The following is a 16,724-nucleotide window of genomic DNA, read 5'->3' as shown; positions in this document are numbered from 1 at the left end:
GCATGGAAAAGCCGAACCTTTTCAAAGACAGGATTATGCCGGTGGGGGTCATCCTCCTTGTTGTCCTCGCCATCTGGTATGTCGCGGTGGTCTTCCTCAATGCACCGTTCGAGCGTGATACCGCCGCCCGCGCCGGAACAGAAATCACCTTCTCCGAAATCCTGCCGAAAACCATGTTCCAGCAACGGCCGGTGCTTCCGGCTCCGCATCAGGTGATCGCCGAAATCTGGAACACGACATTCCTGATGCCGATCACCTCCAAGCGCAGCCTTGTCTACCATGCGTGGATTACGCTCTCGGCGACGCTGCTCGGCTTCGGCATCGGCACTGTGCTCGGCATTCTGCTGGCCGTCGGCATCGTCCACAACCGCGCCATGGACCGCTCGCTGATGCCCTGGGTGATCGCCAGCCAGACCATCCCCATCCTAGCCATCGCCCCGATGATCATCGTCGTGCTCAATGCCATCGGCATATCCGGATTGCTGCCGAAGGCGCTGATCTCCACCTATCTCAGCTTCTTCCCGATCGTCGTCGGCATGGTGAAGGGGTTGCGCAGCCCGGAGCAGATCCAGCTCGACCTGATGCACACCTATTATGCCAGCCCGGCACAGACCTTCTGGAAACTGCGCTGGCCGTCGTCCATGCCCTATCTGTTCGCCTCGCTAAAGGTCGCCATCGCCATTTCGCTGGTTGGCGCCATTGTCGGTGAACTGCCGACCGGAGCGGTGTCCGGTCTCGGCGCCCGCCTGCTTGCCGGTTCCTATTACGGCCAGACGGTGCAGATCTGGTCGGCTCTGTTCATGGCAGCGGCCCTTGCCGCGACCCTGGTGATCATCGTCGGCTTTGCCCACACCGCCGTCCTCAAGCGCATGGGGATGAAGCCATGAATTACGGTGTTCTATTCGGCGCCATCGCCTTCTGGCTCGCCGCCTGGGCAACCAATGAATGGCTGGTGCGCCGCAAATTCAGGAACGTGCCCGCCAACCGGGCTGTCCGCCTTGCCGTGCCGCTGCTGTTCGGCGTCAGCATCCTGGTTCTGTGGGAAGGCATTGTCCGAGGTTTCAACGTTCCATCGGTCCTGTTGCCGCCGCCCTCGATGATCGGGACACGGCTGATCAACTCGGTGCCGATACTCTGGGCCGATTTTCAGCAAACGTTCCTGAAGGCCGTGATCATCGGCTACGCGCTCGGCTGTAGTCTCGGCTTTCTCGTCGCCATCGCCATCGACCGGTCGCCCTTCCTGCAAAAGGGACTCTTGCCGCTCGGCAATTTCGTCTCCGCCCTGCCCGTCATCGGCGTCGCGCCGATCATGGTCATGTGGTTCGGCTTCGACTGGCAGTCGAAGGTCGCGGTGGTGGTCATCATGACCTTCTTCCCGATGCTGGTGAACACGGTGTCGGGACTGGCTGCAGCCAGTTCGATGGAACGCGACCTGATGCATACCTATGCCGCAAGCTGGTTTCAGACGCTGGTCAAATTGCGTCTGCCGGCGGCATGGCCTTTCATCTTCAATGCGCTCAAGATCAACTCCACGTTGGCGCTGATCGGTGCCATCGTCGCTGAATTCTTCGGCACCCCGATCGTCGGCATGGGGTTCAGGATTTCCACCGAGGTGGGGCGCATGAATGTCGATATGGTTTGGGCCGAAATCGCCGTCGCGGCGGTGGCTGGCTCCGCGTTTTACGGGATGGTCGCGCTCATCGAGCGGGCTGTCACGTTCTGGCATCCGTCCGTGCGAAATTCACGGACGGCCTAAGAAAGGCCCATCCGTGGTGGGTGGGCACAACAAAAAAGCCGCCGGCTCAGGTCGGGCCGGCATAACAAAAAGGGAACTGACATGAAGACGAGACTTGCATCATTGCTGCTGGCAAGCGCCTTTTCGCTGTCCGCATTCCACGCGATGGCCGCCGAAAAGGTGGTCCTGCAGCTGAAATGGGTCACGCAGGCCCAGTTCGCCGGCTATTACGTTGCCAAGGACAAGGGCTTTTATGAAGCCGAAGGCCTCGATGTCGAGATCAAGCCGGGCGGCCCTGATATTGCGCCTCCGCAGGTCATTGCCGGGGGTGGTGCCGACGTGGTCGTCGACTGGATGCCGTCTGCGCTTGCGACCCGCGAAAAGGGCGTCGCCCTCGTCAACATCGCCCAGCCGTTCAAGTCCTCGGGCATGATGCTGACCTGCCTGAAGGAATCTGGCGTCGCCTCACCTGCCGATTTCAAAGGCAAGACGCTCGGCGTCTGGTTCTTCGGCAACGAATATCCGTTCCTGTCCTGGATGAGCCAGCTGGGTCTCAAGACCGATGGCGGCCCGGAAGGCGTTACTGTCCTGAAGCAGGGCTTCAACGTCGATCCGCTGATCCAGAAGCAGGCGGCCTGCATCTCCACCATGACCTATAACGAATATTGGCAGGTCATCGACGCCGGTATCAAGCCGGAGGACCTCGTCGTCTTCAAGTATCAGGATCAGGGCGTTGCCACGTTGGAAGACGGCCTCTACGTCCTTGAAGACAAGCTCAAGGATCCGGCATTCAAGGAAAGGATGGTCAAGTTCGTCCGCGCTTCGATGAAGGGCTGGAAATATGCCGAGGAGCACACCGACGAAGCAGCCGGCATCGTCCTTGAAAACGATGCCACGGGTGCTCAGACGGAAGAACACCAGAAGCGCATGATGAGCGAAGTTGCCAAACTGACGGCAGGCTCCAATGGCGCACTGGACGACGCCGACTATAAACGCACAGTCGATTCCCTTCTGAAGGGTGGATCCGATCCCGTTATCAGCAAGGAACCCGCCGGCGCGTTCACCCACGAAATTACCGACGCCGCTCTCAAATAGGCGTTTTTACAATCTCTTGAAGGCTGAAACGCGTGGGCTAGTCCCGCGCGTTTCTCATTTGCAACACTTGGCAAATACGTCTGGGCAACAAAAAGACATAAAACACAAGTTGCATTGATGGCACCTAACAAATAAAATAATGAGGCACCATTCTTTATTTCTATCATCTTGCATAGCCGAAAGGGCCTAACTAAATAGAGCCCGAGGCATTCTGAGGAGGATGCGGGGAAAAAAATTTACGCGTAACGTATTTGCAATCGACGCGGTGTTTCCTCCCCTTCCTGCACATGACGGCGAACATCCCTTCTCGCAAGGTTTTCGGCGACAGTGAACTGATTATCCGGAATTTAAGGAAAGTAGCCGATGGCCCGTAAAAAGACGTTTGCGTTTGGAATTTCCACTGCAATGCTGCTGACTTTGCTGTCCGGAACGGCATTGGCGCAGGAGGCCGCCGCGCCGAAGGGGACGCAGACATTGCCGTCCATCGTCGTGACCGAGGTCGAGAACAAACCGCTCGTCGATCGTGTCGTTGCAACCGGCGCCATCAAGGCCGTGGAGGAGACCTATGTCTCGCCGCAGGTCGATGGATTGTCGATCCGTACGCTGAACGCCGATGTCGGCGACCGGGTGGAAGCCGATAGCACGCTGGTCGTCCTCAACGAGGACATGCTGATTCTGCAGAAAAGCCAGTTCGCCGCAAGCCTGGCCAAGGCCAACGCTTCGCTCGCACAATACGAGGCACAGCTTGCCGAAGCGCGGGCCAATGCCGAAGAAGCCGTGCGGGTCAGCGAGCGGTCGCGCAAGCTTTCCGAAGCGGGGTCCATTTCGACCGCGCAGCGGGATCAGGAAAAGGCCGCTGCAACAGCCGCCCTTGCCCGGGTGAACTCTGCCGAACAGTTCATCGCCGTCGCCAAGGCCGATATCAAGGTTGTCGAAGCCCAGATGTCGGACCTGGACCTGCGCCTCGCCCGCACCGAGGTCAAATCTCCGGTCAGCGGCATCGTGTCGGCAAAGACCGCCAAGGTCGGCGCCATCGCCAATGGCACCGGCGAACCGCTGTTCACCATCATTCGCGACGGCGCGCTGGAAATGCGCGCCGATATCAACGAGGCCGACCTCATCAAGCTGGCGATCGACCAGAAAGCCGTGGTGACACTGGCCGACGGCAAGACCAGGATCGACGGCAAGATCCGGCTGATTTCACCGATGATCGACGCGCAGACCCGCCTGGGCGCCGTCTACATTTCGCTGAATGAGCCGCAAAAAGCCCGGGTCGGCATGTATGCCGACGCCCAGATCATCGTCGAAGAAAAACAGGCCATCGTCCTGCCGCTGACGGCCGTTACCGTTGGCAGCAAAGAGACGATCGTGCGCCGGGTCGATGATGGCGTTGTTCACCTGACAAAAGTGACGACAGGCATTCAGGATGGTGAATTCATCGAGATCACCACGGGTCTGAAGCCCGGTGACAGGGTGGTGGCCAAGGCCGGCGCGTATGTGCGCGACGGTGACAAGATCAATCCGGTGACATCCGCCGCCACGGCGACCAATTGACGGGAAGAGCGGCATGAATTTTTCAGCTTGGGCAATTCGCAATCCGATTGCGCCGATCCTCGCCTTCGTGTTGTTGATGTATCTTGGATATTCATCCTTCAACACGCTGCCGATCACCCGCTTCCCCAATATCGACGTGCCGATCGTCTCGATCAGCGTGGCCCAGAGCGGTGCGGCACCGGCGGAGCTTGAATCGCAGGTCACCAAGGAAATCGAGGATGCCGTTGCCGGTATTTCCGGGGTCGATCACGTGACATCCACCATCAGCGACGGGGTTTCCAACACCGCCGTGATGTTCATGATGGACGTGCCGACCAACCAGGCCGTTCAGGACACCAAGGACGCGATCGACCGCATCCGCGGCGATCTGCCGGCCTCGGTGGAAGAGCCGATCGTCTCCAAGGTCGATGTCGAAGGTCAGGCGATCCAGACCTTTGCCGTCTCCTCGCCAGGGATGACGCTCGAGGAGATTTCCTGGTTCGTTGATGATACGGTCAAGCGCGCGCTCCAAGGAAAATCCGGCATCGGCCGGATCGACCGCTACGGCGGGGCGGACCGCGAAGTCCGCGTCGAACTCAACGATGCCCGCCTGAATTCCTACGGCATCACCGCTTCTGATGTGAACAACCAGCTGCGCAAGATGAACACCGACCTCGGCTCCGGCCGCGGTCAGGTCGGCGGTAGCGAGCAGGCGATCCGCACGCTCGGCGACGCACGCTCGGTCGAAGGCCTGGCGAACACCATGATCGCCATGCCGAACGGCAGGTTCGTCCGTCTTTCCGAACTCGGCAAGGTGACCGACACATACGAGGAACCGAAGTCGTTTTCGCGCTTCAACAGCACGCCGGTCGTGACCTTCGCCGTCTTCCGCTCCAAGGGGGCAAGCGAGGTTTCCGTCGCCGAAACCGTCGGCAGGACGCTGACGGAACTGCGGGCGAAAAACCCGGACGTATCGATCGAGCTGGTGGATGATTCGGTCTACTACACCTACGGCAATTACGAGGCCGCGATCCATACGCTGCTCGAAGGCGCCCTGCTTGCCGTTGCCGTGGTCATGCTGTTCCTGCGCAATTGGCGCGCAACGCTGATCTCGGCGATGGCCCTGCCTTTGTCAGCCGTCCCGACCTTCTGGGTCATGGACATGCTCGGCTTCTCGCTGAACCTGGTCAGTTTCCTCGCATTGACGCTGGCGACCGGCATTCTCGTCGATGACGCCATCGTCGAAATCGAGAATATTGCCCGGCATATCAAGATGGGCAAAACGCCCTACAGGGCCGCGATCGAAGCCGCCGACGAAATCGGTCTTGCCGTGATCGCGACGACGTTCACGATCATCGCGGTGTTCGTGCCGGTGTCCTTCATGCCCGGCATTCCCGGACAGTACTTCATCCAGTTCGGCCTGACGGTCGCGGTCTCGGTGTTCTTCTCGCTGATGGTCGCGCGGCTGATCACGCCGCTGATGGCCGCCTATCTGATGAAATCCAGCGACGGCGACGGTCATCACGATGACAGCGACGGCGCGATCATGCGCGGCTATACCTGGCTGGTCAGCACGACGACCCGGCGCTGGTATATGCGTTACGCCACGATGCTGGCCGCCATCGGCTTCGTCATTGGATCGGTCATGCTTTTGATGACCGTACCAGGCAGCTTCCTGCCGACGGAAGATGCGTCTCGCATCGTCCTGTCCGTCGAATTGCCGCCGGATGCACGACTGGAAGACACCGACAAGACGACGGAAGAAATCTACGCCCGGATCAAGGATCTCGACGGCGTGGCGGGCATCTTCGTCCTTGGCGGCGCCTCGCCGAAGGGTGACCTCGAACTGCGCCGCGCGTCGATTACCGTCATGCTGGAAAAGCTCGACCATTCGCTTCTGAACAAGGTGGTCAACGACGTTTTCGGCCGCATACCGGTGATCGGTCCGTATCTGCCGAAATTGCCGCCGGCCGGCCGCATCATCCCGCAGGCCGAAATCGAAAAGCAGGTCTATGCCGCCGTCCGCTCCATTCCGGACGTCCGCATTCTGAAGCTGAACGACCGTGGCGAACGGGATCTGTCGTTCAATCTTCTCTCGAAGAGCGACGCCGCCCTCAACACGGCCGTCGCCATGCTGGAAGCCAATCTGCGCAACGAGCCGCTGCTCGCCAATGTCAGCCCCGACGGCGCCCTGCCGCGGCCTGAACTGCAGATCCGTCCGCGCCCCGACCAGATGTCGCGTCTCGGCATCATGACATCGCAGATCGCCGACGTCGTTCGCGTCGCCACGATCGGCGATATCGATGCGGCGCTGACAAAAATCTCGCTCGATGACCGGCAAATCCCGATCCGTGTCCAGGTGGATACGAATTTCCGCACCGATCTCGCCGCCATCCGCAACCTGAAAGTCCAGACGGCGGCCGGTGCGCTGGTGCCGATCTCGACCGTGGCCGACATCAACTATTCGGAAGGCCCAAGCTCGATCAAGCGCTACGACCGCAACCGCGTCGTCACCATGGGTGCGGACCTGCCGATCGGCGTGGCCCTCAACACGGCCTCGGACCGCTTCAAGGAGATAGCCAAGGAAACCAAGCTGCCGGCCGGCGTCGAGTTCCTCGAAAGCGGTGACGCCGAAGTTCAAGCCGAAATGGAAGCGGGTTTCGCCAATGCCATGCTGCTCGGCCTGATGCTGGTGCTGGTGGTATTGATCCTTCTGTTCAAGAACATCATCCAGCCCTTCACGATCCTGTTCTCGCTGCCGCTCGCTATCGGCGGCGTGGCGATCGGCTTGATCCTGACGCAAAACGCCATGTCGATGCCGGTGCTGATCGGTATCCTGATGCTGATGGGTATCGTCACGAAAAATGCCATCCTGCTGGTGGATTTCGCCATCGAGATGATGCATCGCGGCATGGAGCGGACGGAAGCGATGATTGAAGCCGGACGCAAACGCGCACGGCCGATCATCATGACATCGATCGCCATGTCGGCGGGCATGCTGCCCTCGGCGCTGGGCGTTGGCGAAGGCGGTTCGTTCCGCGCGCCGATGGCGATCGCGGTGATCGGCGGCATTATCGTCTCGACGGTGATCTCACTCGTCGTCGTGCCGGCCTTCTTCCTGATCATGGACGACCTGTCCCGCCTGCTCGGCAAGATCTTCGGCCGCTTCGTCGGCAAAAAGGATGAGGAAACGGAAGTGCTGGAAAATGCAGCACTCACCGATATTGTCACCGATCAGAGCAAGACGATCAACGAACTGCAGGAGCGCCTGAACAAGCTTGAAGGCCCCAAACGCGGCGGCAACGTCATCAACCATCCGGCGCTCGCAGCCGAATAATTGCTCCAGCAATTCGCATGAAAAAGCCCGGCCCCATCAAGCATGCGGCCGGGCTTTTGCGTTCTGGAATATCGCGACCTCTACAGCCCGCCTTCGACCCTGAGGAAATCGACGATCGTTTCGACGCCCTCGCCGCGCTTCATGTCGGAAAACACGAACGGCCGATCGGCGCGCATGCGGCTGGCGTCACGCTCCATGACATCGAGATCGGCGCCGACATAGGGCGCCAGATCCTTCTTGTTGATAACCAAAAGGTCCGAACGGGTGATCGCAGGGCCGCCCTTACGCGGGATTTCCTCGCCCTGGCAGACGGAGATGACATAGATGGTGATATCGGCGAGATCGGGCGAAAAGGTCGCCGCCAGGTTGTCGCCGCCGGATTCGATGAAGATGACGTCGAGATCGGGAATGCGGCGGTTGAGATCGGCGATGGCCTGCAGATTGATCGTCGCATCCTCGCGAATTGCCGTATGCGGGCACCCGCCGGTCTCGACGCCGACGATCCGGTCCGACGGCAGCGCCTGCATCCGTACCAGCGCCTCGGCATCTTCCTTGGTGTAGATGTCGTTGGTGACGACGGCGATCGAATAGTGGTCGCGCATCGCCTTGCAGAGCTTGTCGGTCAGCGCCGTCTTGCCGGAACCGACCGGCCCGCCGATGCCGACACGAAGGGGACCATTGGCAGATTTCATCGCAACATTCCTTCCAAGAAAGCGGGCTCGAAACCGTCAGGACCGGAAGAGCCGCGCATGCAAAGTCTCATGGCGCAGCGCCAAAATATCGGCGGTGATGGTGGCGGAGCCGAGATCGTCCAGCGTGCTCTGCGAAGCCTTTACTGCCGTCTCGGCAATGATAGGCTCCAGTTCGGCCAGCACACCGACGCCATGCGTCTGTCCAGTGACTCCGCAACGGATCGCCACCGAGACAAGGTTGGACGCGGTGGAATGCAGGTAAGCCGCAAGCGCCGGCTCCAGCCCGGTGCGATGCGCACCCGCAACCGCGCCAACAGCAACTGGGTAGGCAATGGCACCGGTCAACGTCTTCAAAAGCGGATGCGGCCAATGGGCAGCGGCCGTCAGAAAGGCCTCCCCTTGCAGCATCGTTTCCATGTGCCGCTCGCGCGATCCGGCCAGCGCTTCCGCCAGTTCCCGCACTGTTGCGAGCCGCAAGGGTTCGCCACAGGCACGATAGCTCTCGGCCAACAGCACGGCATCATTCCAGCTCGAACCATGCTCGATCAGCGCCTGCAGCCATCGGGCAAGCCCCGGCGCATCGGCGACCAGACCGTCATGAACAGCCTGTTCAAGCCCGCCGGAATAGGAGAATGCGCCGACCGGAAAGGCGGGCGACAACCATGTCACCAGCCGCAACAGCGCCTGCGTGCCATCACGCTCAGTCATGGGCGTGATGGTGGCTGCCATGTCCATGTTAATGGCCGCCGGAGCCATGATAGGCACCGCGCATCGGCTGGAACGGTTCCGTCACCTCCCCCACCGTCGCGCCCAAACCTTCCAGCATCGCCTTGATCACCGGATCGCGCAGGACCAGGATCCGGTCCAGCCGGATTTCGGCTGCAAGGTGCCGGTTGCCGAGATGCCAGGAAAGTTCGATCAGGTGAAGCGGATCGCGCGGACGGATGTCATAAAGCGGTTCGGCGACGGCTGCGATGCGCACATGGTCGCCGGTGTCGAGCACAAGAAGATCCCCATCGGCCAGCATGACGGCTTCCTTGAGATCGAGCATCACCACATCGTCATTGTCGAGATGCAGCAGTTTGCGGCGCAGATGCCGCTGATCATGGGTGAGCGCAATGGTGTGAAGCGGTGTCTTGCCGGCCGGGCCGGGCGACAGGATCTCAGTCGAGCGATAGGGCATTCAGCGCGCCTTCAAGTTCATTCATGCCACTGTAACAACAAAAAAATCCGGCGCCAGACCAAACAGGCCCGGCGCCGGATTTCAAGAAGATCACACAGGCCAGAAATCAGGCCGCGATCTTTTCCGACTGCAGCGCGCCAAGGATGTTCTGCGGCGACGAGACGCCGTAGGGATCGCTGTCGGCATTGTCGCAATAACCTTCTTCTTCGAACCACTGTTCGACGACGCCGTCATTGATGACAGCGGCGTAGCGCCAGGAGCGCATCCCGAAGCCGAGATTGTCCTTGGAAACGAGCATGCCCATCTTGCGGGTGAACTCGCCGGAACCATCCGGGATCAGCTTGACGTTTTCGAGATTCTGCGACTTGCCCCAGGCATTCATGACGAAGGCGTCGTTGACGGAGATGCAGTAGATCTCGTCAATGCCCTCGGCACGGAAATCGGCGGTCAGCTTTTCGAAATCGGGAAGCTGGAAGGTCGAGCAGGTTGGCGTGAATGCGCCCGGCAACGAGAACAGGATGACGCGCTTGCCACTGAAATAATCCGCAGACGAAACATCCTGCCAACGGAATGGATTGGCACCGCCAACGGCCTCGTCGCGAACGCGCGTGCGGAAGGTAACGGACGGCACTTTTCTGCCAATGATCATGATGGAAACTCCTTGAAGACAAACGCCCTGCGCGGCAGGTCTTGGGAGGAACCCGGCACAGGAGGTGAAACATTTTCTACAGCAACTCCTGCTGCGATGCAGCACAAAGGGCACGAAAAACACGCAGTGCATGGCTGACCTGCACCGCGCGCATGCCTATGCCTTGGGACGAAAATCGAATGAATTCAATTATACAGCTTCAGCGATGCCGATAGGGAAACGGGCAACGGGTTCCACCAGCCTGTCCGCAAGCCTGCCTCGCGCAGCGCCTTTGCCGTCCAGGTATTGCAGCCCCTCACAGCGCTGAACCAGCCATTGGCCTCGAAGAAACGGTCGTTCTCTCCATAGGCCGTATCGGGTATTGCCTTAATCCGCCCATCCACCGGCGCAAAGCTTGCCTCTATGAACGACAGCAGGCGTTGATATCCCTCCGTGCCGATCTCGAAGCTGACAATATGATCGGCAGGCTCGATGATCCCGCCGGCAACATCGGCATGGATGACGGAGCGATCGAGCGTCAGCCCCTTGAACAACGGCACCGGCTTCAGCTCGGACCAAGCCGGCGTTTCGATATAGAACGCCCGCCCACCCCAGCCAAACACCAGCCAGCGCGCATCCGGATGGGCAACCGGCATGCCGTTTTCACCGAGAAACGGAAAGCGGGCCAGCGTTTCGGCATTGATAGGAATGGCAATGTCGGTGTGGATGGGATTGGCAAGTACAAGTATCCGATGCGTCTCCCCCGTCGCCGTATCGGCTTTCGCCGCAGGCCACAGAGGACGTGGAACGAATGTCCCGGCCACAACGGCAAAGGCCGCCGCGAAAACGACGGCAGCCAGCCAGCGCAAGGGCCGTCTCCAGGACATCGGCATTCTTTCTCGATCAACAACCGCGCTAGAACATGAAATAGCGCTGCGCCATCGGTAGCACTGTCGCGGGTTCGCAGGTCAAAAGCTCGCCATCGGCGCGGACCTCATAGGTTTCCGGATCGACCTCGATATGCGGCGTCAGGCTGTTGTGGATCATCGAGGCCTTGCTGATGCCGCCACGGGTGTTCTTTACCGCGATCAGTTGCTTTGCGACGCCAAGGCGCGCCTGCAAACCGCCATCGAGCGAGGCCTGCGACACGAAGGTGACGGAGGAATTTGTCCTTGCCTTGCCAAAAGCGCCGAACATCTGCCGGTAATGCACCGGCTGCGGCGTCGGGATGGAAGCATTGGGATCGCCCATCGGAGCGGCCGCGATCATGCCGCCGAGAATGACCATGTCGGGCTTCACGCCAAAGAAGGCCGGGTTCCAGATCACCAGATCGGCGCGCTTGCCCGGTTCGATCGAGCCGATTTCATGGGAAAGCCCCTGCGCGATCGCGGGGTTGATCGTATACTTGGCAATATAGCGCCGGACACGGAAATTGTCGTTTTCGCCGGTCTCCTGCGCCAGCCGTCCCCGCTGCCGTTTCATCTTGTCGGCCGTCTGCCAGGTGCGGATCGCCACCTCGCCGACACGGCCCATGGCCTGGCTGTCGGAGGAAATGATCGAGAAGGCGCCGATATCGTGGAGAATGTCTTCGGCCGCGATGGTTTCCTTGCGGATCCGGCTTTCGGCAAAGGCGATGTCTTCGGGAATGGACGGCGACAGGTGATGGCAGACCATCAGCATGTCGAGATGTTCAGCCAAAGTGTTGATGGTGTAAGGCCGGGTCGGATTGGTCGAGGACGGGATGACGTTCGACTGGCCGCAGATCTTGATGATATCTGGCGCGTGGCCGCCGCCGGCGCCTTCCGTGTGAAAAGCATGGATCGTGCGGCCCTTGATGGCATCAATCGTATCTTCGACGAAGCCGCTTTCGTTCAAGGTATCGGTGTGGATCATCACCTGCACGTCAAAGGCATCGGCAACCGACAGGCAATTGTCGATGGCAGCCGGCGTCGTGCCCCAGTCCTCGTGCAGCTTCAGGCTGGACGCACCGGCCAGGATCATTTCCTCAAGCGGCGCCGGCAGCGAGGCATTGCCCTTGCCGGCCAACGCCAGGTTCATCGGAAAGCCGTCAAAACTCTCGATCATCCGCTCGATATGCCAGGCACCGGTGCAGGTCGTTGCCAGCGTCCCATGCGCCGGGCCGGAACCACCGCCGAGCATGGTGGTGATGCCCGACATCAGCGCTTCCTCGATCTGCTGCGGGCAGATGAAATGGATATGCGCATCCATGCCGCCCGCCGTAACGATCTTGCCCTCGCCGGCAATTACCTCGGTGGAGGGGCCGACAATGATGGTCACGCCCGGCTGGGTATCCGGATTACCGGCCTTGCCGATCGCAGCGATCCGGCCGTTCTTCAGACCGATATCGGCCTTGACGATGCCGGTGTGGTCAACGATCAGCGCATTGGTGATGACGGTGTCGACCGCTCCCTGAGCCCGCGTCGCCTGGCTCTGGCCCATGCCGTCGCGGATCACCTTGCCGCCACCGAATTTCACCTCGTCGCCATAGGTGGTGAAATCCTTCTCCACCTCGATGAACAGTTCGGTATCGGCCAGCCGAACCTTGTCGCCGGTGGTGGGACCAAACATGCTGGCATAGGCCGCGCGCGACATTTTGTAGGACATGCTCTACCTCTGAAGTTCAGAAAAATTGGGAGATTTCGATGCTGCCTTGTCGAAAGTCATTGTCGTTCGACAACCGTTTTTCCTGTTGACCTCTCCGATAAGATGGTCAGAGAAATCACCCGGGTAATTTATAAATGTATTCAAGGCGCTGCTGACGGCATCGGAATCGAGAACAACAACATTGGCCGAATGCAAAATCCGCTCGACGACATCCCGTATGATATTCTTCTTTTGACCCACCTTGTTTCGCAGCACCCATATCGTTTCTGCAATGACGATATGATTGACGAAAAACTGTTCTCCGCTCTGAAGGATCAAGTCTTCAACAACGCGTGTTTGATCCGGTGCATCGTCATCCACCATCTGCGCGTCGATCAACCAGCGCAGCAGGACGTTGGTATCAACTCCAATCATCACTGACTTTCCCGCCCGCCGAGCGCGCTTCCTGTATCCAGCCTTCGATGTCCGCGCCCGATATGGGCTGATCGGGTTTTATCACGCCGCGCAAGCCGGCAAGCGTTTCCTTGCGCGACCGCAGCTCGAAAGTGCCGTTGGCCGTCGCAACAAAATCCACCTTGTCGCCCACGCCGATCCCAAGCGTTTTGCGGACACGCGCAGGGAGTGTGATCTGGTTTTTCGAAGTGATTTTCGCAGATTCCGCCATTTTTACCGCCTTACCTTTCTGTCAAAATGTAAGGATTCACGTGAGAATAAGCAATGGACGGATCGAGACGCTCCAGCCTCCCTTGGCAAACATAGTCTTCGACCAGATTCTTTTCAGCCGCGAACGGGTGCCACTGCCAGCCGGCATGGCCGAAACCGGCAAGCACGACGCGGTCGCCCGGCTGGCGCCAATGTTCCAGCACTTCTGCAATCGCAATCAGACCGCTGCTCGGCACGACATAGGCGCCCGCATCGAACTGTTTCAGCCCGGCATCGACACGCTCATGCGTGGATGCCGGAACCGTGTGGAAGGCGCGCCCGGTCGCCTTGGCAAAGGTGCGAAAACCATCGGTATAGTCGTCGCAGAGATCATCGAGATCCGGGTGTGTCACGGCCAGTTGCTGCCGCAGCGTCTGAAATTTTTCGGCATCGCGAACGCACCAGATCGAGCTCGCCTGCCGCACCGCCGCATTGGTCTTCCACGCGCCGCCACCCAGCATTGCCAAAGCCGGGCGCCCGGTATTGCAGACGGCGACGATATCCGTCTTATCTCCACCCGCGCCGCAGGAGCGGCAGTCGTTGAAGCGGATGACCAGATCGGCCGCATCGATAACCGCAGCAGCACCCTCCTGTACTGGGCCATTTCCAACGATCATGACGGTTCGGCCCACCGTCACGGGCACCTCGACGCCATCAGCCGCATGGGAAGCGCCCGCCTCATAATTTTCCCATGACCTTTTGGCGGAAACCATAGACCTCGCGCTTGCCTGCAAACGGAATGAGCGTGACGCTGCGGGTCTGCCCCGGCTCGAAGCGAACGGCCGTGCCGGCCGGAATATCGAGGCGCCGTCCGTGCGCCACCGCGCGATCGAACAACAGCGCCGCATTGGTCTCGGCAAAATGATAATGGCTGCCAACCTGTACCGGACGGTCGCCGCTATTGGAAACCTCCAGCGAGACTGTGTCCAGCCCGGCATTCAATTCGATCTCGCCATCTGCCGCAAGGATTTCACCGGGGATCATCGTATCGTCTCTCCTGTTCAGGCAGCCTTGATCGGCGCACAGCCTTCGGCCTTCAAGACCCGCTCGGTGGATGCCGGAAACTTGCCGAGCTTGGCGGCTGGACGGACCGGGCGGCGGACAAGTTCACCGCCGCAGTTCGGGCATTGTCCGTCCAGAACCTCGGAAACGCACTGCGTGCAGAACGTGCATTCGAAGCTGCAGATCATTGCTTCGCGGCTGCCGGGCGGCAGGTCCTTGTTGCAGCATTCGCAATTGGGTCTCAGTTGCAGCATGGCCGTTCCTTTAGCGAATGGGTTCGTGCACGGTGACCAGCTTGGTCCCGTCCGGAAAGGTCGCCTCGATCTGGATGTCGTGGATCATCTCCGGGATGCCCTCCATCACCTGGGCGCGGGTGATCACGTGGGCGCCGGCCTCCATCAGGTCCGGCACCGAGCGGCCGTCGCGGGCGCCCTCGACGACGAAATCGGTGATCAGTGCTATCGCTTCGGGATGATTGAGCTTGACGCCGCGCTCCAGCCGCCGGCGGGCGACCATGGCCGCCATCGAAATCAGCAGTTTGTCTTTTTCACGGGGTGTCAGGTTCATGCGCGGTCACCAGGCTTGCGTGTCGATTACAGGTTCCAGACTTTCGGCACAGAGGCGCCCTTGCGCAAGTGCGAAATGACCGGGATGAGGATTTTTCTCAGAGCGAAACCATCAGGTGCAACAAGACGGGCAATCAGCTTGTCCTCGCCCGCCACCTGATAGCGGCTGACGCCGCCGCCAATGCCGCCGATCAGGCGCCGCAGTGTGTCGACCTGCTGCTCGCAATCAGCGCCCGTATAGAAGAGTGTTGCAAAAGCCACCTGTCCGCCGAGCACCGCCAATTCCTGCGTCAGGCCGGCGATATCGCCGGAGAGCCGGAGGTTTTCGGCATGCAACAGAACTCCGTTCTTGCGGATGCGCCAGCGATCCTGAAACAGGCCTTCGCGCATCGCCTCGCCCATCGCCTTGCGGCCGAGAAGCACGGCCTCGACAGCCAGAAATTCAGCCCCTTCAGCGAGATCGACCTCAAGCCTGCGCGACAGCGAGGCCCGGTCAAACAGGATGGTTTCCTGCGGCAGCCAATGCACTGTTGCTCCTGCGCCGACCGAAATCTGCGCGGTCACATCAGCGGTGCCTGCGCTCGCCTTGTAGATCTTCTCGCAGGCCTGCGTGGTCAGGGTCAGATGCGTGCCCTCGCCGGCGGCAAACGACCATTCCATATGATCGCCACCGGTCAGCCCGCCGGAACTGTTGATCAGTACGGCTTCCATCGTCGCATTGAACGTCTCCGGCAGCCTGATCTTGGCGCAACCTTCCTGATAGAATTCGGCCAGCCGGCTACGCCCCGCAAACGGCTTTGCCACCAGCCGTCCCTTGCCCCATGCCCTTTGCGGAGCGATACCTGCTGCCTCAGCCATTCCCATCCGCCGTCAAACCGTCAGGTGGCGGCGCGCTTCCGGCGTATCCAGCGTTTCGGCCGGGCCTTCATGCACGATCTCGCCCCGATCCATGATGTAGACATGGTCTGCAAGCTCCCGGCAGAAGTCAAGATATTGTTCCACAAGCAGAATTGCCATCCCGGTGGAATCGCGCAGATACTGGATCGCCCGGCCGATATCCTTGATGATCGAGGGCTGGATGCCTTCGGTCGGCTCGTCCAGAACCAGAATTTTCGGCCGCGTCACCAGAGCCCGGCCAATCGCCAGCTGCTGCTGCTGCCCGCCCGAAAGATCCCCACCCCGCCGCCCGAGCATGGTGCGCAAAATCGGAAACAGGTTGAAGATATCCTCGGGAATGAACCGGTCCCTGCGCGCCACCGGCGCATAGCCCGACTCCAGATTTTCCTTGACCGTCAGCAATGGAAAGACCTCGCGGCCCTGCGGCACGAAACCGATACCGTGCTTGGCCCGGTTGTAGGGTGCCATGCCGTTGAGCACGGTATCGTTGAAGGTTATCGTTCCCGCACTCGGCCCATGCTGGCCGGTAATCGCCCTGAGCAGGCTGGTCTTGCCGACGCCGTTGCGCCCAAGCACGCAGGTAATCTTGCCCATCGGAGCGGTGATGGAGACGCCACGAAGAGCTTGGGCCGCACCGTAGTGCAGATTGATGTTATCGACGGTCAGCATGCTCTTCTTCCTTTTGTCCATCCCAGTGGTCGGGGCGGTTGAAGTGTCGATGTAACACCT

The 16,724-nt window shown here is 60.2% G+C and carries 19 protein-coding genes; 5 read left to right on the top strand and 14 right to left on the bottom strand.

Annotated features, from left to right (window positions below; all coding sequences use genetic code 11):
* The first annotated feature begins 2 nt into the window (after window positions 1–2).
* The 5 genes from ACP7BS_RS14985 to ACP7BS_RS14965 all read left to right on the top strand — a co-directional run bounded on the left by ACP7BS_RS14985 (window position 3) and on the right by ACP7BS_RS14965 (window position 7,700).
* Entirely contained in the window at window positions 3–887 is an 885-nt protein-coding gene (locus ACP7BS_RS14985; RefSeq protein ID WP_426238736.1) for an ABC transporter permease, read from the top strand.
* Complete coding sequence (locus ACP7BS_RS14980; RefSeq protein ID WP_426238735.1) at window positions 884–1,756, top strand: ABC transporter permease; 873 nt, start codon at window positions 884–886, stop codon at window positions 1,754–1,756. Before ACP7BS_RS14985 ends, ACP7BS_RS14980 begins: the two co-directional genes overlap by 4 nt.
* Before the next feature lie 81 nt (window positions 1,757–1,837).
* Entirely contained in the window at window positions 1,838–2,830 is a 993-nt protein-coding gene (locus tag ACP7BS_RS14975; protein WP_426238734.1) for an ABC transporter substrate-binding protein, read from the top strand.
* A gap of 363 nt (window positions 2,831–3,193) precedes the next feature.
* Window positions 3,194–4,384 (top strand): efflux RND transporter periplasmic adaptor subunit, encoded by a 1,191-nt coding sequence (locus ACP7BS_RS14970; protein WP_426238733.1) that lies wholly within the window; start codon window positions 3,194–3,196, stop codon window positions 4,382–4,384.
* Between the two features lie 13 nt (window positions 4,385–4,397).
* Window positions 4,398–7,700: an efflux RND transporter permease subunit gene (locus ACP7BS_RS14965; RefSeq protein ID WP_426238732.1), complete on the top strand. Its 3,303-nt coding sequence runs from the start codon at window positions 4,398–4,400 to the stop codon at window positions 7,698–7,700.
* Window positions 7,701–7,780: 80 nt separating this feature from the next.
* On the opposite strand, the gene ureG is transcribed toward ACP7BS_RS14965, so the two are convergent.
* From ureG to urtE, 14 genes are all read right to left on the bottom strand, one after another.
* On the bottom strand, window positions 7,781–8,392 hold the full coding sequence (gene ureG / locus ACP7BS_RS14960) for an urease accessory protein UreG (protein WP_426238731.1): 612 nt from the start codon (window positions 8,390–8,392) through the stop codon (window positions 7,781–7,783).
* Between the two features lie 36 nt (window positions 8,393–8,428).
* Window positions 8,429–9,100: an urease accessory protein UreF gene (locus ACP7BS_RS14955; protein ID WP_426238830.1), complete on the bottom strand. Its 672-nt coding sequence runs from the start codon at window positions 9,098–9,100 to the stop codon at window positions 8,429–8,431.
* 28 nt (window positions 9,101–9,128) lie between these two features.
* Complete coding sequence (gene ureE / locus ACP7BS_RS14950; RefSeq protein ID WP_426238730.1) at window positions 9,129–9,575, bottom strand: urease accessory protein UreE; 447 nt, start codon at window positions 9,573–9,575, stop codon at window positions 9,129–9,131.
* Between the two features lie 106 nt (window positions 9,576–9,681).
* Window positions 9,682–10,221, bottom strand: coding sequence for a peroxiredoxin (locus tag ACP7BS_RS14945; RefSeq protein WP_426238829.1), 540 nt, complete (start codon window positions 10,219–10,221; stop codon window positions 9,682–9,684).
* Window positions 10,222–10,409: 188 nt separating this feature from the next.
* On the bottom strand, window positions 10,410–11,090 hold the full coding sequence (locus tag ACP7BS_RS14940; protein ID WP_426238729.1) for a TIGR02117 family protein: 681 nt from the start codon (window positions 11,088–11,090) through the stop codon (window positions 10,410–10,412).
* A 28-nt stretch (window positions 11,091–11,118) separates the two neighbouring features.
* On the bottom strand, window positions 11,119–12,828 hold the full coding sequence (ureC, locus tag ACP7BS_RS14935) for an urease subunit alpha (protein WP_426226900.1): 1,710 nt from the start codon (window positions 12,826–12,828) through the stop codon (window positions 11,119–11,121).
* A 3-nt stretch (window positions 12,829–12,831) separates the two neighbouring features.
* Window positions 12,832–13,242 carry a PIN domain-containing protein gene (locus tag ACP7BS_RS14930; protein WP_426238728.1) on the bottom strand — a complete coding sequence of 137 codons (411 nt, stop codon included), beginning with the start codon at window positions 13,240–13,242 and terminating at the stop codon, window positions 12,832–12,834.
* Window positions 13,229–13,492: an AbrB/MazE/SpoVT family DNA-binding domain-containing protein gene (locus ACP7BS_RS14925; RefSeq protein WP_426226897.1), complete on the bottom strand. Its 264-nt coding sequence runs from the start codon at window positions 13,490–13,492 to the stop codon at window positions 13,229–13,231. The genes ACP7BS_RS14930 and ACP7BS_RS14925 overlap by 14 nt, the downstream gene beginning before the upstream one ends.
* 10 nt (window positions 13,493–13,502) lie before the next feature.
* A complete protein-coding gene (locus tag ACP7BS_RS14920; protein WP_426238727.1) occupies window positions 13,503–14,168 on the bottom strand; it encodes a Urease operon accessory protein in 666 nt (221 codons plus the stop codon).
* A 40-nt stretch (window positions 14,169–14,208) separates the two neighbouring features.
* Entirely contained in the window at window positions 14,209–14,514 is a 306-nt protein-coding gene (locus ACP7BS_RS14915) for an urease subunit beta (RefSeq protein ID WP_426226893.1), read from the bottom strand.
* Between the two features lie 17 nt (window positions 14,515–14,531).
* A complete protein-coding gene (locus tag ACP7BS_RS14910; RefSeq protein ID WP_113312663.1) occupies window positions 14,532–14,786 on the bottom strand; it encodes a DUF1272 domain-containing protein in 255 nt (84 codons plus the stop codon).
* 10 nt (window positions 14,787–14,796) lie between these two features.
* A complete protein-coding gene (locus ACP7BS_RS14905; RefSeq protein ID WP_037099076.1) occupies window positions 14,797–15,099 on the bottom strand; it encodes an urease subunit gamma in 303 nt (100 codons plus the stop codon).
* A 26-nt stretch (window positions 15,100–15,125) separates the two neighbouring features.
* Window positions 15,126–15,956: an urease accessory protein UreD gene (locus tag ACP7BS_RS14900; RefSeq protein WP_426238726.1), complete on the bottom strand. Its 831-nt coding sequence runs from the start codon at window positions 15,954–15,956 to the stop codon at window positions 15,126–15,128.
* Window positions 15,957–15,968: 12 nt separating this feature from the next.
* Window positions 15,969–16,664 carry an urea ABC transporter ATP-binding subunit UrtE gene (gene urtE, locus ACP7BS_RS14895; protein ID WP_426238725.1) on the bottom strand — a complete coding sequence of 232 codons (696 nt, stop codon included), beginning with the start codon at window positions 16,662–16,664 and terminating at the stop codon, window positions 15,969–15,971.
* Window positions 16,665–16,724: the final 60 nt, after the last annotated feature.

This window comes from Pararhizobium sp. DWP1-1-3 (genome assembly GCF_049896125.1).
GTDB lineage: Bacteria > Pseudomonadota > Alphaproteobacteria > Rhizobiales > Rhizobiaceae > Pararhizobium.
Note: the sequence above shows the minus strand (reverse complement) of the source record. Positions and strands in the feature narration are given on the sequence as shown.